Raw genomic sequence first — 25,379 nt, 5'->3', positions numbered from 1 at the left:
AACAAACACAAGTTAGAAAATAGCGCAAGCACCCTACGTCACAACTCGGCGATATTGACACTGCCGAAGGATAGGATTTAAAATCTAACAAATGGTAGAAAATAGGCTTGCGGACCGATCAGGGTGGCCTGACCGAACTTGGGAGAGAGAAGAATGACAGACAAAGCCTATGTTGCCGGCGTCGGGATGGTCCCGTTCCAGAAGCCGGGAAAATCCGAAAGCTATGATGTGATGGCGACTGCGGCCACCCGTTCTGCTTTGGCGGACGCGGGGTTGGATTATGATAAAGTCCAACAGGCCTATGTGGGCTATGTCTATGGCGACAGCACCTGCGGTCAGCGCGCCCTGTACCATGTTGGAATGACAGGCATCCCGGTTGTGAATGTGAACAACAACTGCTCGACCGGATCGTCCGCCCTGTTCCTGGCCCGTCAGGCCGTGGAAAGCCATGCGGTGGACTGCGCTCTGGCGCTTGGGTTCGAACAGATGCAGCCCGGGGCGATCGGCGCGATGTTCCATGACCGGATCAGCCCGTTCGCGGCTTTCGACAAGGAAACCGACGAACTGGTTGGCAGCGCCGAGATCCCGCTGGCGCTGCGTTACTTCGGCGGTGCGGGCAAGGCGCATATGGATGAGTTCGGCACACCCCTGGAAACCTTCGCCAAAATCCGCGCCAAGGCCAGCCGACATGCTGCGAAGAATCCGGTTGCCCTGTTCCGGCAGGAGGTGACGGCGGAAGATGTCATGGCCGCCCAGGTCGTCTGGCCCGGCGTGATGACCAAGCTCATGGCCTGTCCGCCAACCTGTGGCGCGGCCGCCGCGATCATTTGTTCGAAGGAATTCGCCGACAAACACGGACTGGACAGTTCGGTTCGGATCGCGGCGCAGGCCATGACGACGGACGGACCGGAAACCTTCGAAGCCCATGACATGCGCGAAGTGGTCGGCTTTTCGATGGCAAAGAATGCCGCCGACCAGGTCTATGAGACCGCGGGCATCGGGCCCGAAGACGTGGATGTGGTCGAACTGCACGACTGTTTCGCCCACAACGAACTTATCACTTACGAGGCGCTTGGTCTTTGCGGGCGTGGCGAGGCGGCGAAGTTTGTCGATGATGGCGACAACACCTATGGCGGAAAATACGTGACCAACCCGTCGGGCGGTCTTTTGTCCAAAGGCCATCCGCTTGGGGCGACCGGCCTAGCGCAATGTACCGAGCTCGTTCAGCAGCTTCGCGGCCAGGCAGATGCGCGCCAGGTTGATGGCGCACGTCTGGCGCTTCAGCACAATCTGGGCCTCGGCGGGGCCTGCGTCACCACGCTTTATGAAAAAGCCTGACAGCGCCTTTCGGGAGGAATCAATATGACTGGAAAACTCAACGGTCGCGTGGCGCTGGTCTCGGGCTCGGGCCGGGGCATTGGCCGCGAAATCGCTCTCAAACTGGCCTCGGAAGAGGCTCGGCTGGTGATTAACGATCTGGACGCAGGTCCGGCCAATGAAACCGCCGAGGCGGTGCGCGCAATGGGAGCTGAGGCCGTGGTCTGTGCCGGCAGCGTTACCGAAGATGGTTTTGCCGAACGGTTCATCAAGACCGGCGTGGACAGCTTTGGCGGGTTAGACATCATCGTGAACAACGCCGGCTACACTTGGGATAGCGTCGTTCAGAAGATGTCCGACGAACAGTGGCAGGCGATCATCGACGTCCACCTGACGGCACCTTTCAAGATCCTGCGCGCTGCCCAGCCGGTGATCAGCGCCAAGGCCAAGGAAGAGGCCGCCGCCGGGCAAGAGGTGTTCCGCAAGGTAGTCAACATCTCGTCCATCGCAGGGACCGGCGGCAATGCTGGCCAGATCAACTATTCCGCCGCTAAGGCCGGCATCCTAGGGGTCACCCGGACGATGGCCAAGGAATGGGGCCGCTATAAGGTCAACGTCAACGCCGTCGCCTTCGGCCCGATTCGAACCCGCCTGACCGAAGGCAGCGCGGATGGCGACAGCACGATCAAGGTCGAAGAAAAAGAGATCAAGGTCGGCGTGAATCCCGATCTCCTGTCCCAGATGGAGCGCATGATCCCGTTGGGCCGGGTCGGCACTCCGGAAGAAGCTGCCGGTGCCGTCTATCTGTTCTGCTCACCCGAAGCTAACTTCATTTCAGGCCAGCACGTCATCTGCGGTGGCGGTTTCGTGATCTAAGGCATTTGCCCGGACCCGATGACGGGGTCCGGGCAAGCACATTAATGTCTGGGCGGCCTCTTGGCGGTCGCCAATGCGGAATTTTCCGCAAACTCTAGTCTGGCACGATCACGACGATTGACTCACTTGCGTTATTAACCTAACAGGCGTTAGTTAGGCGTTGGGGCGATACGAAAGTCTATGGCACAAAACACGGCAATCAAAGTCAACGAGACATCGCGCAGCGCGGTTGGACGGGACGGGGTGCTGGACATTGCCGCGCGGCTTTTCCGCGAACAAGGCTACGGGTCCGTTTCGCTCCGAAAAATTGCCGAGGCCGCCGGGATCAAGGCGGGTAGCATATACTATCATTTCGGTTCCAAGGACGAGATCGTCGCGGCCGTTCTTGATGCAGGGATTCGAGTCGTTCACGCGAGCATGAGAGACGCCATCACCGACCTGCGGGCCGATACCGACGGCGAAACGGTACTGCGCGCCGCGATCCGGGCGCATCTGCGCGCGCTTCTTGATGTGAGCGATTATACATCGGCGAATGTGCGTATTTTCGGGCAGGTGCCGCAATCCGTCCGGGATGCCAACTTGCCTACGCGAAGGGCCTATGAGGCAGAGTGGGACAGTCTTCTGTCCCAGCTTAAGAAAGACGGCACGCTGAAGCAAGACGTCGATATCCGTCGCCTGCGCCTGATGCTGATCGGTACATTGAACGCCACGCTCGATTGGTTCGACCCGGACCGCGGTAGCGCCGATGCGTTGTCACGCACCTATGCCGATGTGTTCCTCAACGGGATACTCCAAAGACAGGATACCTGACTTCATGGCACGTCTTGAAACAGCGGTGCTGACCGCATCAGAGACCTACACCCGCAACCACGCCGCACAAAGCGAGCGCGTCGAAACGCTGCGCGCGCGGATCGCCGAAGCAACGGCTGGCGGCCGCCCCGACATGGTCGCGCGGCATCGCAAGCGCAGCAAGCTGTTGGTCCGCGAACGGATCGACCTGCTGGTGGATCCGGGCACTGCGTTTCTTGAGCTGTCGTCGCTTGCCGCCTACGGTCAATACGGGGGCGAGGTGCCCGGTGCGGGGATCGTGACCGGTATCGGGATCGTCCACGGGCTGCCCTGCGTTGTGATCGCCAACGATGCGACAGTGAAGGGTGGGTCTTTCTATCACGAAACCGTGCAGAAACACATCCGCGCCCAGGAAATCGCAGCCGAGAACCGGCTGCCCTGCCTCTATCTGGTGGATTGCGGCGGTGCCTATCTGCCAGAGCAGGACAGGGTCTTCCCCGATGCTCGGCATTTCGGCAATTCTTTTTACCGCCAGACCAACATGTCGGCCAGCGGTCTGCCGCAGATCTCGGCCGTGTTCGGCGGCTGCACGGCGGGCGGGGCCTATATTCCCGCCCTGTCGGACGAGGTCATCATGGTGCGCGGCAACGCGCGCATCCATTTGGGCGGGCCGTCGATCGTCAAGGTGGCGATCAACGAAGTGGTCGATGGCGAAACGCTGGGCGGGGCCGAGATGCATTCGCGTGTTTCGGGGGTGTCCGACCATCTGGCTGATGACGAGCACCACGCGCTGGCGCTGATGCGCGACATCGTGGCCGAGCTGGGCCAGTCGCGCCCGATGCAGCCCGACAAGCTGCCACAGCCACCCGCGCATGATCCCCAGGAGCTGCTTGGCGTCATCAGTGCTGACCGCAAGGAACCCTATGACATGCGCGAGGTTCTGCTGCGCATGATCGACGCCGGAGAATTCCGCGAATTCAAACCCGGTTGGGGCGAAACGCTGGTCTGCGGCACGGCGTGCATCCATGGATACCGCGTTGGCATCCTGGCCAACAACGGCGCGCTTTTGTCCGAAAGTTCTCTGAAGGGCGCGCAATTCGTGTCGATGTGCGATCAACGCAACATCCCGCTTTTGTTCCTGCACAACATCTCGGGCTTCATGGTTGGCACCGACGCCGAACGCGGCGGCATCGCCAAGGACAGCGCCAAGCTGGTTTATGCCATGTCGGTGGCCAAGGTGCCGCGCCTGTCGGTGCTGCTGGGTGGCTCTTACGGGGCGGGCAACTACGGCATGTGCGGACGCGGTTTCGCGCCGAATTTCCTCTTTGCCTGGCCGACCGCGGAACTGGCCACCATGTCCGCCGACATCGCCACCAATGTGATGCTGGAACTGCGCCGCCAGAAGGGGGGCGATCCGGACAAGATGCAGGCCGACATGGCCCGGATCGAGGCGCAGGTGCGCGCCCAGTATGGCGAACAGTCCGATCCTTATTATGCCACCTCGCGGCTTTGGGATGACGGGCTGATCGAACCCGGACAGACCCGCGATATCCTGGGCCTGTGCCTGGCCATTATCTCTTCGGTGCCCGAGGCCGGGCGCCACACGCCCGTATTCAGAATGTGAGACCAATGCCATGACGACCACCTATGAAACCATCCTTGTCGAAACCGACGCGCGCGGGGTTGCCACGGTAACGCTCAATCGTCCTGACAAGCACAACGCATTGAACGGCGGGCTGATCGCTGAGCTGTACGATGCCGCCGAAAAGCTGGCCGCCGATGACAGCGTGCGCATCGTGATCCTGACCGGCGCGGGCAAGAGCTTCTGCGCGGGTGGTGATTTCAACTGGTTCGCCTCGAATGTCGAAAAATCCCGCGCCGAGCGGGTCGAACAAAGCGCCACGCTGGCGCGGCTGTTGCGCCGTCTTGACACGCTGCCCAAGCCCTTGATCGGGCGCATCAACGGGTCGGCCTATGGTGGCGGTGTCGGCATGATTTCGGTTTGCGACTATACTATTGGCACCGAAGGATCCCGCTTTGGCCTGACCGAAGTAAAGCTGGGTCTGCTGCCCGCGAATATCTCGCCCTACGTCGTGGCCCGCATCGGCAAGGTGCATTCGCGCGAAACCATGTTGTCGGGCGCGTTGTTCGACAGTATGCGCGCCGAACGGATCGGTCTGTTGACCGAGGTCGTGGCCGCCGATGTTCTGGACGCGGCCACCGAGAGCGTCGTCCAAAATCACCTGCAGGCCGCGCCGGGCGCGGTGGCCGACACCAAGGCGCTGATCGCCTATGTCGCGTCCCACGATTTTGAAACCAACATGATCTATACCGCCGACCGTCTGGCCGATGCCTGGGAAACCGAAGAAGGCATCGAAGGCATCAACAGCTTTATCAACAAGAGCGTTCCGTCATGGCGGGTGAAATGAGCTTCACCCGAGTCCTGATCGCCAACCGTGGCGAGATTGCCCAGCGCATTCACCGCGGATGCCGCAAACTGGGGCTGGAAAGCGTCGCGGTGTTTTCGGACGCGGACCGCGACGCGCCCTTCGTGGCCGAGGCCGATCATGCCGTCTGCATCGGTGGGGCCGCCCCGTCAGACAGTTATTTGAACGTCGAGGCCATCCTTGAGGCCGCGCGGGCGACGGGCGCGGGTGCGGTGCACCCGGGCTATGGTTTTCTGTCTGAGAATGCCGGTTTCGCGGCGGCGGTCGAGGCGGCGGGCCTTGTGTTCATCGGGCCGGAACCCGACGCCATCGCACGGATGGGTTCCAAGATCGAAGCCAAGGCCGCCGCCGAAGCGGCGGGCGTGCCCGTGCTGCCCGGTTATCGCGGCGAAGATCAGTCCGCCGCGCGATTGCTGGAAGAGGCACGCGCGCTTGGCACCCCCTTTCTGGTCAAGGCCAGCGCAGGCGGCGGCGGGCGCGGCATGCGTCTTGTCACCGATCTGGGCGAGGCGCCCGAGGCGATCGCCTCCGCCCGGGCGGAGGCCCAGGGGGCGTTTGGCGATCCGGCGGTGTTCCTTGAACGCTACGCGCCCCGTGCCCGCCACGTCGAAGTGCAGGTTCTGGGCGATACCCACGGCACCGTGCTGCATCTGGGCGACCGCGACTGTTCGCTTCAGCGCAACCACCAAAAGCTGATCGAAGAGGCCCCCGCCGCCGATCTGCCCGAGACTGTGCGCGACGACATGCGCGCGGCGGCTGTGCGGCTGGCCCAGGCGATCGGTTATCGCTCCGCGGGGACGGTCGAATACCTCTATGATCCGGCCCGTGGCGAATATTACTTTCTGGAAATGAACACCCGCTTGCAGGTGGAACACCCCGTAACCGAGGCAATCACCGGCATCGACCTGGTTGAATGGCAGTTGCGCATCGCGCGGGGCGAGCCGCTGACACTGGCGCAATCGGATGTGCAATTCGACGGGCACGCCATCGAAATCCGCATCGCCGCCGAGAGCCCGGCCGAAGACTTCCGCCCCGAGACGGGCCAGATCACCCTTTGGGCTCCGCCCGCCGGCGTGCGGCTGGATACAGGGGTCGAAGCAGGCTCGGTCGTCAGCCACCATTACGATTCGATGATTGCCAAGCTGATCGTCCATGCGCCGGACCGGGCCGGGGCGATCCGTCAGGCGGTTGCCGCAATGGATGCCTTTGCCGTCGGTGGCGTCGGTCTGAATCTGGCCTATCAACGTGCCCTGCTGCTGCATCCGGATTTTCAGACGTTCCGGCACCACACATCGGGTTTGCCCGAGATGTTCCCCGATGGCTGGACGCACCCGACCCCCGATCCCCGGGACATGGCCCTTGCCGCGATTGCGCTGCATCTGCATCTCGCGCCAGCGGCGGCGGGCGCGTCGCCCTGGGAAAGCTTGGGGTCATGGCGGCTCACGGCCCCTGCGGGGCGGCCCGGTGCGGCATCCTATTGGGATACAACGAATGACGACCCGATCCGCGTGACCGGCTCCGGAACAATATTCGCCGCCGTGCCGCCAGGCGGCCAGACCGTCACGGTCGAAACCGCCGCCCTGACCGGGGACCGTCTGAGCGGACGCATCGACGGTGTTCCATTTGCGCGCATCGCCCATGTCGAACGTGCCCGCGATCATTGGCGGGTGCACCTGCAAACCTCTGCCGGAATGACAGCGGCAGACCTGCGCACGCTGGAGGATCAGCATCTGCAACGCGCCACGGGTGGATCTGACGGCGCTGACCTGCTGTCGGCGCCCATGCCGGGTGCTGTTGCCGAGGTGCGCGTCGCGCCCGGCGACCGCGTCGAAGCCGGTGACACGCTGGTGGTGCTGGAAGCCATGAAGCTGTTGCAAAGCCTGCCCGCGCCGGTCGCGGGCGTGGTGACGGAAATCTATTGTGCTCCGGGCGACACGGTTGCCGGGCACGTCCCACTTATCAAACTCGATCCAGAGGAAAACACATGACCAGACAAGACAGCATTACTCAGGTCACCGGCCCGTTCAACGAAGACCTCGAGATGATCCGCAACCAGTTGCGCCGGTTCATTGAAGCCGAGGTGACCGCCAAGGCCGAGCCTTGGGAGGAGGAGGGCAAGGTACCCCGCGACGTGCTGCGCCGGATGGGTGATCTCGGCGTGCTGGGGATGCGCTATGACGAACAGTATGGCGGCGCGGGGCTGGACGTGATGTCCAGCGTGGTTTTGGCCGAAGAGGTCGGGCGATCCACTTTCGGCGGGTTCTCGGCCACGGTTCTGGTCCACACCGACATGGCCTCGCCGCATCTGGAAAACGCCGGCACGCCCGAACAGAAGGCGCGCTGGATGCCGTCGATCGTCTCGGGCGAAATGATCACCGCCGTTGCTGTGACCGAACCGGGCGCGGGATCGGACGTGGCGGGCATGCGCTCCCGCGCGGTGCGGGACGGGTCGGATTGGGTGCTGAACGGCACCAAGATGTTCATCACCAACGGCGTGCATGGCGATCTCTACTTTGTCGGTGCCAAGACCGATCCCGATGCCAAGGGGTCGCGCGGGATCACCATATTTGCGGTCGAAAAAGGCACGCCGGGCTTTTCGGTCGGACGGGCGTTGAACAAGACCGGCTGGCTGTGCTCGGACACCGCCGAACTGATCTTCGAAGATGTCCGCATCCCGGCCGAAAACGTCTTGGGCGAGGTCAACCGCGGTTTCTATTCGGTAATGAAGAACTTCCAGAACGAACGCATTGTGCTGGGTGCGATGGCCTGTGCCGAAGCGCAAACCGCGCTGGACATGACCGTGGATTACGTCAAGCAGCGCAAGGCCTTTGGCGGTGTTCTGTGGGACAAGCAGGCCGTGCGCCAACGGCTGGCCGACTGTCAGACGCGGATCGCGGCAGGACGTCAGCTGGTCTATCACGCCGCCGGTCTGGATGCCGCGGGCGGTGACTGCGTGAAAGAGGTCTCGATGGTCAAAGCCTATTGCGGCGAACTGGTGAACAGCGTGCTTTATGACTGCGTCCAGTTTCACGGCGGCATGGGTTATATGCGCGAAACACCGGTGGAACGCATGTCACGCGATGCCCGTGTGCAGGCCATCGGCGGCGGGGCGAGCGAAGTCATGTTGGAAGAAGTCGCCAAGCGCATGTGAGCTTACTATTCAAAAAATCAACGGTCTACAGAAACAAGGACGAAAAAGATGAATCTGGAAACCACTCAAAGCCAAACACTCGCAAAACTTACCCAAGAGATCTCGATAATACTCGTCGGCACAATTCTTCTGACACTATCCGCCAAAATCGTGGTGCCGTTCTACCCCGTACCTATGTCTACACAGACCCTGGTTGTCTTGGGTCTGGGCCTTTTCCTGGGGCCGGTGCGCAGTAGTCTTGTTGTTGTGACATACCTTTTTGAAGGTCTGCTTGGCCTGCCGGTTTTCGCAGGCACGCCTCCGGCTCCGGCCGGACTGGCGTATATTGCGGGTCCCACAGGCGGATACTTGGTAGGCTTCGCACTTGCAGCGGCCGCTGCCGGGTGGATTGTTCAAGCACTGCAAGGACTTCGGCCTGCGTTCAGAGCATCTGTCGCGGTCTTTTTTGGTTCGATAGTCATGTATTGCGCAGGGCTGCTCTGGTTGGGTGGCTTTGTCGGCTATGGCGAGAAACTACTGATCGCCGGGCTATACCCGTTCCTTCCTGGGGATCTGATAAAAGCGGCGATCGCAGTGGCTCTGTATACAGGTTTCCACAATCGCCGACCTGTGTGACTGCCAGCCCAAGACTGTATCAGACTGTTTCAGTCTCATACGGTCTTGGTTCAATATAAGTTGAAATGGTCCGGATGCCAGATTTGACAGGCACCGGTCGCCAGATTGAGGTTTCCGGCACCATGCAAGAGCAATGCGCAAAACTGTACGAACAGGATTGTTCACAATCAATACCTGGTCGCACACAATGAAAGGAAGCAGCATGTTTTTCTCAGAGCCGGAGCCTTGCCGCGCGAAGGAAGTCGAATTGGCCCCTGGAATTTTGAGGATCGTCGCGAATAATCCCGGAAAGATGACCTACCACGGGACAAATAGCTACATCATTGATACGCCTGATGGTCGGTTCATAATCGACCCCGGCCCAGCAGAAGACAGTGCACATTTCGAGGCAATCATCGAAAATTTGGGGGCCAAACCATCCGGGATTCTGCTCACACACCACCATTCTGATCATTTTGGAGTCGTCCCAGCCCTGCGAGCACGGACAGACGCACCTGTTTATGCCTCACGGGCATTCCCTGACGATGCATTTCGACCTGACCGGTTTCTGGAGGACGGACAGGTCATTGCCGGTCTTACCGTCCTGCACACACCTGGTCACGCGAGCGACCACCTTTGTTTCGCGAGACCTGACGGAGTGCTCTTCACGGGCGACCACGTTATGAGTTGGAACAGTTCGATCGTCAGCCCCCCTGACGGAAACATGCACGACTACTGCGCGCAGCTACAGCGGCTGATTGAGCGCGACGATAGGATCTACTTTCCGGGGCACGGACCTATACTCCGGGATCCGCAACCTTACGTCAAACGGTTGCTTTCCAACCGCATGCGTCGCGAGGCGGAGATCCTCGCCCACCTCTCAAACACCCCGGATTCGGTCCAGAATATCGCCGCTTCCGTCTACCAGAAAACCGACCCACATATCGCAATGGCCGCAGGACGAAACGTTGCGGCGCATCTGGAGAAGCTGTTGTCTGAGTCGCGGGTGGTACAAGATGGCGAGGTCTGGAAATTAACATAAGAAGGATTATGCGCCAAATGGGTGTACACGGGTGGATTCACATTCGAAGTGCAAAATCTTTATGAAGCAGAGATTTGCATGGAGGATGACAAAATGGGATGCTGCTACCCTCACCTGAGTCTGGAAGAACGCCGGAAGATTGCCAAGTGGCGGGAAGCCAAGATGCCGGTTCCGGAGATTGCGGATCGTCTGGGTCGCGCACCGGCTTTGTCAGGTTGCCTGGCCCTGAGTGCTACGATCCGCCAACACGGTTTTCAGGCGGCCAGATCTGCGGCATGGCGGGCCCAAAGACTGAACGCGTCAGACCTCGCATGACGGTATGACCGGGCGGAGAGGCGATGGCGTTTCGGGCGGAACAAGGTGGCGATCTGATCGTGGGCTGAGAGGAACCGTTGCGCCTGACCCGGGGACTTGAAGCGCCCCATGATCTTCTCTCGTCGCCGGGTGTGCCGGTGCGAGGCTTCGGCCCGATTGTTCAACCCCTTGTGCTGACGATGTTCGATCCCGGGGGCGATCTCGGCTTTGGCCGCGGCGTAGGAACCGAGCTTGTCCGTGACCAGCACGCGCGGCTGGCCCCATCGCCGGAACAGCTTTCGAAAGAAGCGTTTGGCTGCGCTCGTGTTCCGACGCGGCTGGACCAGGATATCCAGCACATCGCCATTGCCATTGGCGTCGACCGCCCGCCAGAGCCAGTGCTTCTTGCCCTTGATCGAGATCACGACTTCATCGAGATGCCATTTGTCCGCCGGGCTGGGGCGCTCGCGACGGATCCGGGCGGCGAACTGCCCGCCAAAGCGCGCGACCCAGTCCCGCACGGTCTCGTAGGAAACGCGGATCCCGCGTGAGGCAAGCAGTTCCTCGGCGTCCCGGAGGCTGAGAGCGAAGCGATGATATGCCCAGACAGCGTAGCCGATCACGGAACGCGGAAATCGGAAGCCCTTGATGCGGGACAGGTCGGACAGATTCAGCATGACCCTTCGCTATCCGGCGATCCGGCGGCCTGCAACCTGACAAAGCCGTTTGAGCGCCCCGTGTTGGGGGCGCTGGACGATACCGAGGACCTGATCGGCTGGTCCCGAATTGCGGCGCGGCTCCCGGGACTGTGGTGCAATCTGAGCGACTTGAAGCTGAGCGCGCAGCTGGCGCGGGATCTTCTGTTCCTCAAGTTCTGCCGGCTGGAGCTGGACTAAGGCGGGCCCGAGGCATCGACACTGGGTCTATTCCGGGCCTGCCTGGGCGATCGGCTGGAGCCGGTCCTGGCCGAGGTCGTGGCAATGCTGGAGGAGGCCCGCGTGGTGCTCGCGGAGGGTCGGATCGCGAACGTGGTTGAGGCGGCGCAAAGCGGGTACGACCGCGACCCCAAGGCGGAGTCGGCGGCGAAGTTGACGATCAGAGGCCGCCGGCGGGCGGTCTGGGACTGGTGGTGGGCGACGACGCGGCCTATTCAGCCCGCTCAGTCGCGCAGACGGGCATGTCCGACCTGGTGCAGCGACTCGGTCAACAAGCGGCTCGGCCCGCAGGATATCGCGCGCACTTTCGGGATCGACGTCACGGGCACCCGGGTCGAGGCATTTTTCGGATACTGGAAACGCCACTGAGGTCTGGGCCGGACACGCTTTCTGGGGCTCGCGAAGACGCGCAACCCTGACGGTGCTTGCCGCCGTGGGCTGGAACCTCTGGAAAGGCGTACGGTTCCGAACCCTCTATGGCTGACCGGCTCAACATACAGTGGCCGGTCAATGCCCAAGACCCGGGCCTCCCCGAAACGTGCAGGAGCAACAGCGGGGGAAGAGCCCAACGCGGTTCGCTGGGGTCTTGTTTAGCAATGCGACAAGACCTCCAATTCTTCATCTGACTGGCGCCTCTTGACGTCAGGTCACGGATCATGTTCCTGTGCACTCACGCAGGGGAGTCCCGCCCAGGGGACTGAGAGGCTGACAGGGGGAACCCCGGTGATGCGACCCTTAGAACCTGACCCAGTTGATACTGGCGTAGGAAGCTAGTCACCTGAATCTGAAGTTCCTGCCAGTGTTTTCTGGCAGAACCTTTTGACGGAGGCGAGGATTTCGTCGGCGGACTTGACCCATTTGTAGGGTTTTGGGTTCTCGTTGTGGGCGTCGATGAATGCGGCGATATCGGCTTCGAGGTCCGCGACGGAGCGGTGGACGCCGCGTTGGATCTGCTTGCGTGTCAACTCGGCAAACCAGCGTTCAACCTGGTTCAGCCAGCTTGCCGATGTTGGTGTGAAATGCACGTGCCAGTGCGGACGGCGCGCCAACCAGGCCTTGACCCTCGGCGTCTTGTGGGTGGCGTAGTTATCCATGACGACATGCACGTCCCGCCCCGCAGGCATCCTGCGGTCGAGCTCCTTGAGGAAGTCGAGGAACTCCGTCGCGCGGTGGCGTTTGTAGCACTTCCCGATCACCGCTCCGGTGGCGATGTCGAGGGCGGCAAACAACGATGTCGTGCCGTTTCGGGTGTAGGTGTGGGTGCGCCGCTCGGCCACGCCGGGGGCCATGGGCAACACCGGCTGTTCGCGATCCAGCGCCTGGATCTGGGATTTTTCATCTACACACAACACGATAGCCCGGTTCGGCGGCGACATGTAGAGGCCGACTACGTCCTGCACCTTGTCCACGAACAGCGGGTCGGTGGACAGCTTGAAGGTTTCCGCGCGGTGCGGCTGTAGCCCAAAGGCGTTCCAGATGCGGCGGATCGTCGTGTGTGACAGGCCGATTTCTTCGGCCATCGACCGGATCGACCAATGGGTTGCATCCTTTGGCGTCGTTTCCAGCGTTCGCTTGATCACATCGGCAATCTGTTCGTCCGAGATCGTTCGTGGGCGGCCCGCGCGATACTCGTCAGAAAGGCCTTCGATCCGGTGCTCGGCAAACCGCCGCCGCCACTTGCCGACCGTATGCTCGGAATGGCCGAGTTCGGCGGCGATCTCCTTGCTGGTCAGACCGTCAGCGCACCTCAACACGATCCGGCACCTGTCGGACAGCGACCGCGCCGCCTTGTGCCTGCGCAACTGCGCTTCCAGAAAACCGCGCTCTTCATCGCTGAGTGCAATCGCAACCGATGCCCGACCCCGCATGCCGTACCCCCAAAAATTTGCCCCATATCAATGATGGCAAATTTGGTTCCGGGTGAATAGGTTTCGCATTCTCAGAGGCCCGTACACCTCCACCCGATGCGGAAACCGACCAAGGGGGCCGTACACCCTCCGTTTCCTTACCCAAAGCTCATCTGGTGTCTTTTTGAGTGTAAACTTGAGGAGCACCGACATGAACGTCCCCACCCCGAAGATCACCACGGGCGAGTTGCCCGCGTCACGCAAGATTTACGTCGCCGGCGCCCTGCACCCGGATATCCGGGTGCCGATGCGCGAGATTTCCGTACATCCCACGGCGGGCGAGGACCCCCTGCCCGTCTATGACAGCTCGGGTCCCTATACCGACCCGGAGATCCTGACCGACATCAGGCAGGGGCTGGCGCCGTTGCGCCGCAAGTGGATCGAAGCGCGCGGCGACGTGGAGGCCTATGACGGTCGCGAGATCAGGCCGGAAGATAACGGATTTGTCGAAGGCAGCCGGCTGACCCCGGAATTCCCCGCGAAAGCCGGCCCGCTGCGCGCCAAGGGCGGCAAGGCGGTGACCCAACTCGCCTATGCCCGCGCCGGCATCGTAACGCCGGAGATGGAGTTCATCGCGATCCGCGAAAATCAGCTGCGCGACCTGTCGCCCAGTCCCCGCGAGGGTCAGGACTGGTGCGCCGGCATTCCCGATCGCGTCACGCCGGAGTTCGTTCGTGACGAGGTGGCCGCCGGGCGCGCTATCATCCCGGCCAACATCAACCACCCCGAGACCGAACCGATGGTCATCGGCCGCAACTTCCTCGTGAAGATCAATGCCAACATGGGCACATCGGCGGTGACCTCCTCGATGGAGGAAGAAGTGGAAAAGATGGTCTGGGCGATCCGCTGGGGCGCGGACACGGTGATGGACCTCTCGACCGGCCGCAACATTCACAACACCCGGGAATGGATCATCCGCAACGCGCCAGTGCCGATCGGTACTGTGCCGATCTACCAGGCGCTCGAAAAGGTCAATGGCATTGCCGAGGACCTGACATGGGAGGTGTTCCGCGACACGCTGATCGAACAGGCCGAACAGGGCGTCGATTACTTCACCATCCATGCGGGCGTGCGCCTGCACATGGTGCCGATGACGGTGGACCGGGTGACGGGCATCGTGTCGCGCGGCGGATCGATCATGGCCAAGTGGTGCCTGCACCATCACCGCGAGAGTTTCCTTTACGAGCATTTCGAGGAAATCTGCGATATCTGCCGGGCCTATGACGTGTCGTTCTCCTTGGGCGACGGGCTGCGGCCCGGCTCGATCGCCGACGCCAATGACGCAGCGCAGTTCGCCGAGCTGGAAACCCTGGGCGAGCTCACCCAAATCGCCTGGGCCAGGGATTGCCAGGTGATGATCGAGGGTCCGGGACATGTCCCGATGCACAAGATCAAGGAGAACATGGACAAGCAGCTGGAATGCTGCCACGAGGCGCCGTTCTACACGCTCGGTCCGCTCACCACCGATATCGCGCCGGGCTATGACCACATCACCTCCGGCATCGGCGCGGCGATGATCGGCTGGTTCGGCTGCGCCATGCTCTGCTACGTGACGCCCAAGGAACATCTCGGGCTACCCGACCGGGATGACGTGAAAACCGGCGTGATCACCTACAAGATCGCCGCCCATGCGGCGGATCTGGCCAAGGGCCTGCCCGGCGCGCAACGCCGCGACGATGCGCTCAGCCGCGCGCGGTTCGAGTTCCGCTGGGAAGACCAGTTCAACCTGTCGCTCGACCCGGATACCGCGCGCGCATTTCACGACCAGACCCTGCCGAAAGAGGCGCACAAGGTGGCGCACTTCTGCTCGATGTGCGGGCCCAAATTCTGCTCGATGCGGATCAGCCACGACATCCGGGCGGAAGCCAGGAAGGAAGGGATGGACGCGATGGCGGCCAAGTTCCGCGAGGGCGGGGAACTCTACGTGCCCGTGGAGGATACCACCACGGAGGCGGAGGAATGATCACCATCGCCGGAGCAGGCCTGGCCGGCCTCGCCTGCGCTTGGGAGCTGGCGCGCCGGGGGGCGCAGGTCACCATCTACGAGCGGGACGAAACGCCCGGGGAGACCAGCGTCGCCCGCTATGCGGGCGGCATGCTGGCCCAATGGTGCGAGGGCGAGACGGCCGAGCCCGAGGTGGTTCGGCAGGGCAGCCGCGCCATCGGTTGGTGGGAGCGGATCACCCGCGTGGAAAAGCGCGGCACGCTGGCCGTCGCGCCGCCCCGCGACCGGGCGGAGCTGACCCGCTTTGCCCGACGCACGCAAGGTCACCGGCTGATCGGATCCGGAGAAATCGCGGCGATCGAACCGGCGTTGGGCGGGCGTTTCGGCCAAGCGCTGTTCTTCGAGGACGAAGCCCATCTCGATCCGCGTCGGGCGCTGCGGGACCTGGCCCAAAAGGTTCAGGAACTTGGGGTCGTCATCCAATACAGCACCAGCGCCCCTGCCAAGGTCGACGTGGATTGCCGGGGCATGGACTCGGGGCTCAGTGGTCTCCGCCCGGTACGCGGTGAAATGGCCCTGATCGAGGCGCCGGACGTGGACATCACCCGCACCATACGGCTGCTGCACCCGCGCATCCCCCTTTATCTCGTGCCGCGCGGCGACGGGATCTACATGATCGGCGCCACGATGATCGAAAGCACCTCGTCGCGTCCTGTCACCGTCCGCTCGCTGCTTGAACTGCTGGGGGCTGCTTTCACCCTGCATCCCGGTCTGGGCGAGGCCAGCGTTACCGAGACGGGCGTTGGCCTGCGCCCCGCGTTTGCCGACCATGTTCCGCGCCTGATCCATCACCGCGGCACCGTCCATGTGAACGGGCTTTACCGCCACGGGTTTCTGCTGGCCCCCGCCCTGGCGGGCCAGCTGGCAACGCACTTCTTTCAGGAGCCACCCCATGCAGATCACCTTAAACGCAGAACCGCGTGACATCGCCGGAGCGACCCTTTCGTCGGCGCTGACCGAGCTCGGATTCACCAGCGCCGCCATTGCGACGGCCCTCAATGGTCGTTTCGTGCCGCGTGAGGCGCGCGAGGCGACGACACTCAAAGACGGCGACCGGCTGGAAGTGCTGGCACCGATGCAGGGGGGGTGAGCGATGCGTTTTTATGGCACCGAAATCGCCTCGCCCCTGCTGCTGGGAACGGCGCAATATCCGTCTCCCGCCATTCTGCAGGCCGCGATCGAGGCCAGCGGCACCGAGGTCGTGACCGTCTCGCTGCGCCGTGAAACCGCCGATGGTTCTGGCGCGGGCTTCTTTGACGTGTTGCGCCAGACCGGCTGTCGCCTGCTACCCAACACCGCCGGGTGCCATTCGGCGCAGGAGGCGGTGACCACCGCCCGGATGGCCCGGGACCTGTTCGATACCGACTGGATCAAGCTGGAGGTGATCGGCCATTCCGACACGCTCCAGCCTGATGTCTTCGCGCTCGTCGAGGCGGCGCGCGTCCTGTTGGAGGACGGCTTCAAGGTGTTTCCCTACACGACCGATGACCTCGTCGTCGGCGAAAAGCTGTTGGACGCGGGATGCGAGGTTCTGATGCCCTGGGGCGCGCCGATCGGCTCGGGCCAAGGCCTGCGCAATCCCGACGCACTGCGGTCGATGCGGGCACATTTTCCCGAGGTGCCGCTGGTCGTCGATGCAGGCATCGGGCGGCCATCGGATGCGACACAAGCGATGGAGCGGGGCATGGACGCGATCCTGCTCAATACCGCCGTCGCCAAGGCCGGCGACCCCGTGGGCATGGCCCGCGCCATGGCGCTGGCGGTCGAGGCCGGACGGGCCGGGTTCCGCGCCGACCCGATGGACCGGCGCGCCATGGCGGTGCCCTCGACACCGATCCTCGGACTGGCGGAGCTGGCATGATCGACCGCTTTTACCTCATCGTGGAAGATACCACTTGGCTGGACTGGCTGGTGCCGCTTGGTGTCAGGCTTGTGCAGCTGCGCATCAAGGACCGGCCTGCGGACGATATCCGGTCACAGATCCGGCACGCGCGGAGAACCTGTGCCGCCCATGGCGCGCAGCTTGTGATCAACGACCATTGGCGCATCGCGCTCGATGAAGGCTGCGACTTCGTTCACCTGGGGCAGGAGGATATGGATTGCGCGGATTTCGCGGCGCTGAACCGGGCCGGATGTCGCTATGGACTGTCGACCCATGACGAAACCGAGCTGGAGCGAGCCCTGTCGCATGATCCGGCCTATGTGGCGCTCGGGCCGGTCTATCCGACACGTCTGAAGAAGATGAAATGGGAACCGCAGGGTCTCGAGCGGGTCTGGCAATGGAAAGAGGCTGCCGGAGAGACGCCGCTTGTGGCCATCGGCGGACTGACGCCGGAGCGCCTCTCCGATGTCTTCACGGCCGGTGCCGACAGCGCGGCGGTCGTCACCGATATTCGGCAATCCACCGATCCCGAGGCGCGGACGCTCGCGTGGCTGGAGGCGACCCGATGAGCCGCTACGCCCGCCAGATGGTCCTGCCCGAAGTCGGAGCGGAAGGACAGGCACGGTTGGCCCGGGCGCATGTCGTCGTCGTGGGCGCCGGGGGGCTTGGCTGTCCGGTGCTGCAGTATCTGGCCGGGGCGGGCGTGGGGCGGATCACCCTAGTCGATCCCGATACAGTCGAGGAAAGCAACCTGCACCGCCAGCCGCTCTACCGCATGGCCGATCTGGGCCGCCCCAAGGCCCTGGCCGCCCGCGACCATCTCCGCGCCGCCCATCCCGATCTGCGGATCGATCCGACAATCCGGCACCTCGACCCGGCCAATGCGCCGGCGCTGGTCAAAAGCGCGGACGTGGTGGTGGACGCGGCGGACAGTTTTGCCGTGTCCTATGCGCTCTCGGACACCTGCCTGACCCACGCCGTACCGCTTGTATCGGCCAGCGTGCTGGGCCAGAGCGGCTATGCCGGTGGGTTTTGCGGCGACGCGCCCTCGCTTCGCGCCGTGTTCCCCGATCCGCCGGGGAGCGGTGCGACCTGCGCCACCGCCGGGGTGATGGGACCGGTGGTGGGCGCGCTCGGCGCGGTGCAGGCACAGATGGTGCTCAAGATCCTGCTGGGCCATTCTTCGCCCTCGCCCCTGGGGCGGATCGTCTCGCTTGACATGACGACAACGCGCCTCGGCGGGTTTTCCTTTGTCGGGGCATCGGAGCCCGCACTCAGCTTCCCCTTCGTGGCGCGGCAGTCGCTGAGCGCCCGGGACCGGATCATAGAGTTGCGGGACGAGGCCGAAACCCCCACGCTGCCCCATGCCAGCGCCCGGCGGCTGGTGGTCGAGACGCTGGATCGCGTCCCGCCTGCGCTCGGCCGCCGCGTCGTGCTGTGCTGCGCTACCGGCCTACGCGCTTGGCGCGCCGCGACAAAACTCAGCGGGCAGGGGCATACCAACCTGGCCCTCTTCGTCGCAGAGGCCTTCGGATGAAGCGCCTTCTGATCATCGCGGGCACCGACAGCAGCGGTGGTGCCGGACTCACGCGTGATGCGTCCGTCGCGGCCGACCTGGGAGTTCAGGTCTTGCCCGTGGTCACGGCCGTGACGGCGCAGACGGATGACGCGGTTGTCGCAATACATGCCGTGCCCGCCAATGTGATTTCCGCACAGATCGCAGCCGCGTTTGCCGGCCCGCCCCCCGATGTCGTCAAGATCGGCATGCTGGCGACCGAGGAAACCGCCGCCGCTGTCGCCGAGGCACTGGCCCAATGCGCCGTCCCGATCGTGCTCGATCCGGTGCTCGCGTCGAGTTCGGGTGGAGCACTTTCGCCGGAGAGGAGCATCGCGCGGGTGTTGACGCTGGCGACGCTGCTAACTCCAAATTTTGGCGAGGCAGCGGCGCTCAGCGGCCTGCCCGCAGGGCCGGTCCCGGCCCAGGCGGCCCGGCTGCAGGACCGTGGCGCAAAAGCTGTCCTGATCAAGGGCGGGCATGGCCGAGGAGCAACGTGCACGGACCATCTGTTCAGCGGCGCCAGCCACCGCGCGTTCAGCGCCGAACGGTTAAACATGCGCAGACGTGGCACCGGCTGCACCCTGGCCACCGCCATCGGCTGCCATCTGGCCAAAGGCGCGACCCTGCCCGACGCCTGCGCCGCGGCGCGGGATTTTTTGCAGACCTGGCTGAAACGTGGCCCGGCCGAGCCGTCCCATGCGGAAAGAGTTGCGTCGTGCTCTCGTTGCATGTGATGGAGAACCGCCATTAAAGAAAAGAACCCCATGACCATTCAAGACACCCTTTCCGCGCATTACGACCTTGTGCCCTCACCTGCCCTTGCAGCACTTCGATCTGCCGAAGTTTCGATACGATATCTTCTGGCTTCTCTCGCTTCCCAGCCATTCTCTGGTCCTCCAATTTGCGGGCTAATTCTATCCCAGTTGGTGAACCACGTCAGTGGGGGCACTCCACCGTCTCAAAAAATTCAGTGTTTTCAAGCGGCTGAAATATCGGCACCGAGAAAATATCCAAACGCGTTTTTGACCCTCAGGAAACGTACCATCTCTTCGGAAGGAACAACTTTCAGAAGAAGGATCACCCGATGAAAAATACCTTTCATTGCAAGCAGTGCCGGAGCGAAGACGTTCATTTCTACGCCACAGCGATCTGGGACTGGGAGAGCCAGGACATGATGCTGGAATATGTCGCCGACGACCACGTCGCGGTCTGTCGGGCGTGCAATTCAGAAGTCGAAACAGTCATGCGCACGAACGATGGCTTGCCCCTGAGCGAATTGGACCTCTACGACGATGAGGTCTTTAGTGAGCAACTGCGCCTCAGCATGGCGGCGCGCGATGCGGCTCCGCGAGACCTGGAGTCTGGGCAAGCCAAAACGACAGGCTCCGGGCCTTGACGGGAAAGTTTCGTCACGTCGGAATTACCGCTTTCTTGCTGGCCACGCTGGTTGAGACGAAAGATTGAACTTGGTCCCCGCCGTTGGGGCCGTCGCACCGCTGTCGAGCGGGCCGGAGTGAGACAGGTCGAGAAACCCAGACCATTCACGAATCACACAGGTATCTCAAAGTAAGGCGTCGGATCGCCGGCAGGCGCTCTTGTTTGATCGGAGGCAACCCTTGGGAGATCACATATGGAAACGGGGCGGAAATTTTGCCTGGTCTCGAGTCTCGACTAACCCAGCAAAAGTGAGCGCGATAGCTTTCGGTTGCTTTCTGTTCTCCCCCTGCCACTGGTTTTCGAAACCGACGCCCACAACAATTCCATCCTTTCTCCGCGATAGGTTCTGGTGGTCCTGTACATGACGGGCCTGCCCCAGAGCCATCGTCGCCGCGCCGGCTCGCAATTCGAGTTCTGGGCCCGATCCCTTCAGGAAGCGCCCATGTGTTGCGGGGTGATCTTAGCCGCTGAAAGCACAAGAGCCGACGCATGGTTTGCAATGAGGTTCTTGCTTGGCGCAGCCGTTCGTGGCGGCTGTTCCCGACCAGCGCCGCGAGGTTCCGCGCCGCCTGAAAGTCGCACGGGTTGAGGATCCTCGGGCGCCATGTGCGACGCACGGGTGACAAGCCGGATCATAAGCCCGGGGGGCGGACGGCCCTCTTGACGAGCGGGTAGACTAAGATCTGGTACGGCCTCTGCCCTGCGGCTCCAATCACCTTCACGCGGATGCAGACCAAACCGCTCCGCCTCCTCCAAATGTTGAAGCACCACGATTTCCGCCCCGCTGACCTCAAACCGGGTGTCGGGTCGCACGACGCGGATCCGACGCGCGAGAACGGCCGAATTTCGCTATTGATCTCACACGCGGAAAACTCAGCAATGAGTCGATTTTCAAACCGGTATTCGCACGGGCCGGGGGCGAGGGGGCGCAATCGAGTAGACGCTCGTATACCGGAGCGTCAAGAACGACAAAGGCGCACTTGTAGTACACCATCCCTTTCAAACAGGGGGGACCCGGAACGCGACAATATCACCACGGCGAACGGGATCGGTCGCAGCATGAGACATAAAACCTCCTACGAAAACGTCACCGTCGACGTGCCGATGCGGTGGCCCGCATTTACGGCATCGGAGCGCACGCCTTTCGTGTCTTCCTCCCCCGCCCCGAAGCACTGCTTGAGCGGACCCCAGATCATCCCGGATCGGCGGCGGGCATCCTCGCCGGATCCGGCGAGGACCAGCGCCTCGCAGAGGCGTGCGTAGGGGCGGTCCTCCTGGAGATACATAATGTGCATCTGACGGCGCAGGGCGGGGCTCAGCGTTCCGAGCATGGCGCAGGCGTCGATCCCCGCCCGCTTCCGGTAAGATTTGACAGAGTCGGGTGTCCGGAAGACCCCGGGCGCGTCCTCGGCAAGCCCCGCGTCGGACAAACGGACCCCGCCTTTCTCGAGTACGGCATCAATCAATGCTGCGGCGGGTCGGCTCGGACAGAACGCCGCCCAGGATACAAGGTCATCGACGGGCAGCCCAGGGACGGGCATGTTGCAGCCGAGAATGACGCGTTTGCAAGTCTCCGACCGTGCAAGCCGCAAGCGCTCGACAAGCTGCCGGGTCGCCAGCTCACGCGTCTGGAGCTGCACCCGGCGGATCATCGGATCCGGGTGGCAGGGCACGCTGACGGCAATCGCGCTCCCATCCGACATTTCGTAGAGAACCTCCTGCTCCGGCAGACGCAACGCGCCAGCTTCGTCAGGGTCGACTAACTCCAGATCGGCCTCGGCACGGTCCCCCCACAGCGCCCGCCCGTAATCCTCGAGCGCGTCGACCGGCAGCTCTTCGCGACCGATGATGATCACCGTCGAGAAATCGCGATATCGGTTTGTCCCGAGCGCCCGGCCGCCGAACCACAGCCAATGCGCGCCGTGCAAAGGTGTCTCCAGCATGCGTCGGGATGCCTCGTCGTCCGCGAGCCCCTCGAAATCGTATCCGGCATCCGCAAAGAACCGCATCACCACCTTGCGACTGGCGCCAACGAGCACGCCCCCGCCCTGCCCTACCCGGTCACTCAGCACTTCACGACGGATCACGCTGCGCCAGTCTTCCCGCAGTCTCGCGCCCTTCAGCAGGCTACCATGCGTCATGCGGCGGTCGTGGACCTGCACGACCTCGGCATTGGGCCGCAGGGTCATGTGCGCAGTCCGCTGAAGGTCGATATCGAGCGCGCCGAGGATTTCCGGATCGGCATCGGCGTCGAGCAGGAGCATCGGTTGCCGATGTTCCGAAAGGTGCTTGCGGCAGAGGCGAATGGCGGTCCGGCCATGCGCGTTCACGAGGCGCAGTCGCTCGAGTGTCCGTCGCCCCGCCTCCTTCGCGTCGGCGAGGCAGGTCCAGACCGATGCGTACCGGGAGACGTACCGCAGCGCATCCTCCGCACGCTGGAGCAGCTGCGATTGCTGGTCCTCGGACTCGTCCGGCGTCGGAGCCGGGATATCTGCCTTGGCGGAATATTCGAGGCGGGCGAAGGCTCGGTACTCGTCGGCGCTGTACGGCAGGTCCAAGGGTGATCCTCCAGCAATGAGCGCATCGACAAGCGCATGCGCTGCTCCGATCAAATCCGCATGGGCATTGATGCGGCTGTGTGCCTTCCGGCCGCGCCGGGTGAGATGCCTCAGGAAAGTGCGCGGCAGGCGGAAGTCATCGATGCTGATCGTCACGAAGGACAGCTGCTGCGCCCAGAATGCCTCGTCAACGACGCGAAGTCTGCCATCGTACTCATCCGGATCGGGATAACCGAGATAGCTCGTCGCCATGTAACGATGGCCGGTCACCTCCTCCGCCTCGAACTGGCGCAGCCAGGCGCAGCTCTCTGCCTGGTCGCACCGCGCGTCGCCGTTGAAACAAAAGCTCTCCCGAATATTGAGCCCCAGCCGGATCCCCCGGGCGACCAACGCCGATTTGCGGCACATCTGCCTGTCCGGCTCTGCCGGGTCCGGCGCGAAACGCCCACGGATTACATGCGCGGTCCCGCCGATCTCACGCGCATGATCTGCGGCCTCTTTGCAGAGCGCGAGGGTCGGCGCGTGAAACACCACCGGCTTATCCCCGGCGAAGTTTTCGAGCAGCTCTCGCGCGATCCGGCTCTTGCCCGCGCCGGGGCTGGCCGCGACCACGGCCGCCGGCACGGGCGCGCCCTTGGCGGCGGGTCCCAGCTCCGACAGTTGGGTGATGGCCGTGGACAGGGCCGACCGGAGGTTCGGTTCCGCGTCCGGCAGCCTGGTGAACATTGTTGCGGGCGCAGGCGCTTCGGCCTCGTACGCCCCCTGCCCGCCGAAGCGGCCGGCAAGATCGCGAGGTGGAGTGGTGGTCGACATGATGGGTCCTCGAAGTGGTGTCTCGAGGAAATCGGTCGATCAAATCGGATGGAAAACTCCCGCGGACAAAAGTGTCACGCGGGTAATTGAGTTCTAATACCGGCATGACACCAAAGTTGCCTGTCCGCCGGCAGTTCACGCTCTTCTCTGGCACAGCGATGAACCGCACTCGCCTGGTTCTTGGCCAATGGCTTCGTGCCATCTGGCTGATCGTTGCCGTGTGGAAAGGTATGTCAGCCCGAACGCTCTATGAGATGCTGTGTATCACATACGAGGTCGCCAGGCATCTTTGCGACTGCATCCGCGCGATGATGACCGACAAGCGCGTCGTTCTATCAGAACCGGCTGCCACGAGTCCGTGGCGGCGTGGCTCAAGAGCCCGTGCTGCACACCGGGCGACGACCAGCTCAAGCGGATCTGGCGCGAGATCGAGCACGGCCGTGCCCACGACGCCCAACGGGCCGAAAAGGCGCAGGCCGCGCAGCACTGAGGCAGCGCCCACCGGGCGCAGGCCGGACACCGTTCAGGCGCCGGCGCGGATCGCTTCCACGACGACCTTCCCCGAACGCGGCACCACGACCCGGAAATGCCGGGCCTGGATTACGTCCTGAACCCGGCTGGGCCGGTAGGACACCCAGTTCACGCCACCCGCATGGCGCACGCTGTCAAAGGCGATTCCGTCATGCGGGCCCGTCCTGACGGAGCGGCCGAAGACCTGGGTCGCCGGATAGCTCGCTGGGTCCGGATCGTGCAGGTCGGAGCGTGTGCCGCGGATATCGACGAAGTCACCATCGAGGCGCGCAGTGTATTCGCGCAACTCCTCGGTCTTCTGCTCCAGCGCGCTGAGCGCGATCTCGCGGCGGATGCCGCTCGTCACCTCCAAGACGGAGGTCTCCAGCGCGCTTGCGGCATACCACGCACCGAGGTCAGGCCCGGCAAAGCGCGTACCCTGCGGCGCGCCGTGCAGGAATGCGGCCATGACGACGCTGGCATTGGCGCGACCGTAGGCCCACTCGTCTTCCGGCAGCCGCCTGAGGCGCGATGCCACCAGCCGGTCGTTGGTCCAGCCCTCGAGCTCGAGAACGGACTCGAGATCGCGCGGGCTCGTCACCGTTTCGAACGCGTCGATCGGCGGGAAGCGCGAGGGGATCAGGCGGTGTGTGCGCTCCGGCGCGCGGGAAAGGCGCGTCACGTGAAGACGATGTCCGTTTCGCGCAAGGGCTCGATATCGGCGCCCGCGCCGGGGCCGCCGCGCAGCCCGCCGCGCCAGCCGTCGAGATAGCGCCGCACGGTGAGAATGCCGTCGAGCCCGCCTTCGATCATCACGTCGATCGGGGCCTGCCCACCGAAAACCTCGCCGCGATGCGGCCCTTTGAGCCAGGTCATCGCCTCGGCTTCGATCGGGAACAGGATGCCCAGGGCTTTGTGAATGCCGAGAATACCGGAGATCCGGGTCAGCGTGTCGAGCGGCAGCGCCAGGGGCGCCTCTGCGCGCGCTTTTCTCACCCACTCGTGGTAGGTGGAGTTCGAGGGCTCGCCCAGGAGCGCCACCCGGGCACGTGTCGGGATGCCGTAGCGATCGGCGATAGCGAGGAAGGTCCGCAGGCCCGGACCGCTCACGCGGCGGCGCGCCACGGCGTCGATCGACTGAGGGACGGGCTCCGCCCCGGCTTGCTCGGGGAGCCGAAGAATGGTCATGTCGGACCTCCGTTCATATCCGGATATATAGTCCAAATCCGGACATTCGGCAAGGGCGCGAGGATCGGACATTTTTC

24 protein-coding genes, 1 pseudogene and 1 riboswitch are annotated in these 25,379 nt (G+C 63.3%); of the genes and pseudogenes, 20 read left to right on the top strand and 5 right to left on the bottom strand.

The genetic code is table 11. The features are described from left to right. Positions 1 to 153: 153 nt before the first annotated feature. The 10 genes and pseudogenes from RIdsm_RS27105 to RIdsm_RS27060 form a co-directional block, all read left to right on the top strand. On the top strand, positions 154 to 1,338 hold the full coding sequence (locus RIdsm_RS27105) for a lipid-transfer protein (RefSeq protein ID WP_057817054.1): 1,185 nt from the start codon (positions 154 to 156) through the stop codon (positions 1,336 to 1,338). Positions 1,339 to 1,362: 24 nt separating this feature from the next. Then, positions 1,363 to 2,193 (top strand): SDR family NAD(P)-dependent oxidoreductase, encoded by an 831-nt coding sequence (locus tag RIdsm_RS27100; RefSeq protein WP_057817052.1) that lies wholly within the window; start codon positions 1,363 to 1,365, stop codon positions 2,191 to 2,193. A gap of 180 nt (positions 2,194 to 2,373) precedes the next feature. Further along, positions 2,374 to 3,003 (top strand): TetR/AcrR family transcriptional regulator, encoded by a 630-nt coding sequence (locus RIdsm_RS27095; RefSeq protein ID WP_057817049.1) that lies wholly within the window; start codon positions 2,374 to 2,376, stop codon positions 3,001 to 3,003. Positions 3,004 to 3,007: 4 nt separating this feature from the next. Next, on the top strand, positions 3,008 to 4,606 hold the full coding sequence (locus RIdsm_RS27090; protein WP_057817047.1) for an acyl-CoA carboxylase subunit beta: 1,599 nt from the start codon (positions 3,008 to 3,010) through the stop codon (positions 4,604 to 4,606). Positions 4,607 to 4,616: 10 nt separating this feature from the next. Continuing rightward, a complete protein-coding gene (locus RIdsm_RS27085; RefSeq protein WP_057817045.1) occupies positions 4,617 to 5,411 on the top strand; it encodes a crotonase/enoyl-CoA hydratase family protein in 795 nt (264 codons plus the stop codon). Next, entirely contained in the window at positions 5,396 to 7,417 is a 2,022-nt protein-coding gene (locus tag RIdsm_RS27080; protein WP_057817043.1) for an ATP-binding protein, read from the top strand. Before RIdsm_RS27085 ends, RIdsm_RS27080 begins: the two co-directional genes overlap by 16 nt. Further along, positions 7,414 to 8,580 (top strand): acyl-CoA dehydrogenase family protein, encoded by a 1,167-nt coding sequence (locus tag RIdsm_RS27075; RefSeq protein ID WP_057817041.1) that lies wholly within the window; start codon positions 7,414 to 7,416, stop codon positions 8,578 to 8,580. The genes RIdsm_RS27080 and RIdsm_RS27075 overlap by 4 nt, the downstream gene beginning before the upstream one ends. Before the next feature lie 48 nt (positions 8,581 to 8,628). Next, on the top strand, positions 8,629 to 9,195 hold the full coding sequence (locus RIdsm_RS27070) for a biotin transporter BioY (RefSeq protein ID WP_057817039.1): 567 nt from the start codon (positions 8,629 to 8,631) through the stop codon (positions 9,193 to 9,195). A gap of 133 nt (positions 9,196 to 9,328) precedes the next feature. Further along, positions 9,329 to 10,216, top strand: coding sequence for an MBL fold metallo-hydrolase (locus RIdsm_RS27065; RefSeq protein WP_236553273.1), 888 nt, complete (start codon positions 9,329 to 9,331; stop codon positions 10,214 to 10,216). A 93-nt stretch (positions 10,217 to 10,309) separates the two neighbouring features. Beyond that, positions 10,310 to 10,423: pseudogene (locus RIdsm_RS27060) on the top strand (helix-turn-helix domain-containing protein); the annotation flags it as partial. A gap of 47 nt (positions 10,424 to 10,470) precedes the next feature. Here the strand turns inward: RIdsm_RS27060 and RIdsm_RS27055 are convergent. Continuing rightward, complete coding sequence (locus RIdsm_RS27055) at positions 10,471 to 11,187, bottom strand: IS6 family transposase (RefSeq protein WP_057817037.1); 717 nt, start codon at positions 11,185 to 11,187, stop codon at positions 10,471 to 10,473. Positions 11,188 to 11,247: 60 nt separating this feature from the next. On the opposite strand from RIdsm_RS27055, the gene RIdsm_RS30280 reads away from it, so the two are divergent. After that, positions 11,248 to 11,406, top strand: coding sequence for a hypothetical protein (locus RIdsm_RS30280; RefSeq protein ID WP_160325861.1), 159 nt, complete (start codon positions 11,248 to 11,250; stop codon positions 11,404 to 11,406). An 84-nt stretch (positions 11,407 to 11,490) separates the two neighbouring features. Beyond that, on the top strand, positions 11,491 to 11,814 hold the full coding sequence (locus tag RIdsm_RS27050) for a hypothetical protein (protein WP_057817035.1): 324 nt from the start codon (positions 11,491 to 11,493) through the stop codon (positions 11,812 to 11,814). A gap of 297 nt (positions 11,815 to 12,111) precedes the next feature. After that, positions 12,112 to 12,231, top strand: a riboswitch (TPP riboswitch). On the opposite strand, the gene RIdsm_RS27045 is transcribed toward RIdsm_RS27050, so the two are convergent. After that, positions 12,216 to 13,313, bottom strand: coding sequence for an IS630 family transposase (locus tag RIdsm_RS27045; RefSeq protein ID WP_057817033.1), 1,098 nt, complete (start codon positions 13,311 to 13,313; stop codon positions 12,216 to 12,218). It overlaps the preceding riboswitch by 16 nt. 190 nt (positions 13,314 to 13,503) lie before the next feature. On the opposite strand from RIdsm_RS27045, the gene thiC reads away from it, so the two are divergent. The 8 genes from thiC (at position 13,504) to RIdsm_RS27005 (ending at position 20,192) form a co-directional block, all read left to right on the top strand. Beyond that, a complete protein-coding gene (thiC, locus tag RIdsm_RS27040; protein ID WP_057817031.1) occupies positions 13,504 to 15,315 on the top strand; it encodes a phosphomethylpyrimidine synthase ThiC in 1,812 nt (603 codons plus the stop codon). After that, positions 15,312 to 16,280 carry an FAD-dependent oxidoreductase gene (locus RIdsm_RS27035; protein ID WP_057817029.1) on the top strand — a complete coding sequence of 323 codons (969 nt, stop codon included), beginning with the start codon at positions 15,312 to 15,314 and terminating at the stop codon, positions 16,278 to 16,280. Before thiC ends, RIdsm_RS27035 begins: the two co-directional genes overlap by 4 nt. Continuing rightward, positions 16,249 to 16,446, top strand: a complete 198-nt coding sequence (gene thiS, locus RIdsm_RS27030) for a sulfur carrier protein ThiS (protein ID WP_057817027.1) — start codon at positions 16,249 to 16,251, stop codon at positions 16,444 to 16,446. The genes RIdsm_RS27035 and thiS overlap by 32 nt, the downstream gene beginning before the upstream one ends. Positions 16,447 to 16,449: 3 nt before the next feature. Next, positions 16,450 to 17,217, top strand: coding sequence for a thiazole synthase (locus RIdsm_RS27025; RefSeq protein WP_057817025.1), 768 nt, complete (start codon positions 16,450 to 16,452; stop codon positions 17,215 to 17,217). Next, entirely contained in the window at positions 17,217 to 17,807 is a 591-nt protein-coding gene (locus RIdsm_RS27020) for a thiamine phosphate synthase (RefSeq protein ID WP_057817282.1), read from the top strand. The genes RIdsm_RS27025 and RIdsm_RS27020 overlap by 1 nt, the downstream gene beginning before the upstream one ends. Next, entirely contained in the window at positions 17,804 to 18,775 is a 972-nt protein-coding gene (locus tag RIdsm_RS27015; protein ID WP_057817023.1) for a HesA/MoeB/ThiF family protein, read from the top strand. Before RIdsm_RS27020 ends, RIdsm_RS27015 begins: the two co-directional genes overlap by 4 nt. Next, positions 18,772 to 19,530 carry a bifunctional hydroxymethylpyrimidine kinase/phosphomethylpyrimidine kinase gene (gene thiD, locus RIdsm_RS27010; RefSeq protein ID WP_057817021.1) on the top strand — a complete coding sequence of 253 codons (759 nt, stop codon included), beginning with the start codon at positions 18,772 to 18,774 and terminating at the stop codon, positions 19,528 to 19,530. The genes RIdsm_RS27015 and thiD overlap by 4 nt, the downstream gene beginning before the upstream one ends. A gap of 350 nt (positions 19,531 to 19,880) precedes the next feature. After that, entirely contained in the window at positions 19,881 to 20,192 is a 312-nt protein-coding gene (locus tag RIdsm_RS27005) for a hypothetical protein (protein ID WP_057817019.1), read from the top strand. A gap of 1,117 nt (positions 20,193 to 21,309) precedes the next feature. On the opposite strand, the gene RIdsm_RS27000 is transcribed toward RIdsm_RS27005, so the two are convergent. The 3 genes from RIdsm_RS27000 to RIdsm_RS26990 form a co-directional block, all read right to left on the bottom strand. After that, positions 21,310 to 23,604 (bottom strand): hypothetical protein, encoded by a 2,295-nt coding sequence (locus RIdsm_RS27000; protein ID WP_143100515.1) that lies wholly within the window; start codon positions 23,602 to 23,604, stop codon positions 21,310 to 21,312. 523 nt (positions 23,605 to 24,127) lie between these two features. Further along, positions 24,128 to 24,796 (bottom strand): RES family NAD+ phosphorylase, encoded by a 669-nt coding sequence (locus RIdsm_RS26995; RefSeq protein WP_057817015.1) that lies wholly within the window; start codon positions 24,794 to 24,796, stop codon positions 24,128 to 24,130. After that, positions 24,793 to 25,302: an MbcA/ParS/Xre antitoxin family protein gene (locus RIdsm_RS26990; RefSeq protein ID WP_057817013.1), complete on the bottom strand. Its 510-nt coding sequence runs from the start codon at positions 25,300 to 25,302 to the stop codon at positions 24,793 to 24,795. Before RIdsm_RS26990 ends, RIdsm_RS26995 begins: the two co-directional genes overlap by 4 nt. Positions 25,303 to 25,379: the final 77 nt, after the last annotated feature.

It is taken from the genome of Roseovarius indicus (genome assembly GCF_008728195.1).
Classification (GTDB): domain Bacteria; phylum Pseudomonadota; class Alphaproteobacteria; order Rhodobacterales; family Rhodobacteraceae; genus Roseovarius; species Roseovarius indicus.
The sequence above is the reverse complement of the archived record's forward strand: the minus strand, read 5'-3'. Positions and strand labels throughout refer to the sequence as shown.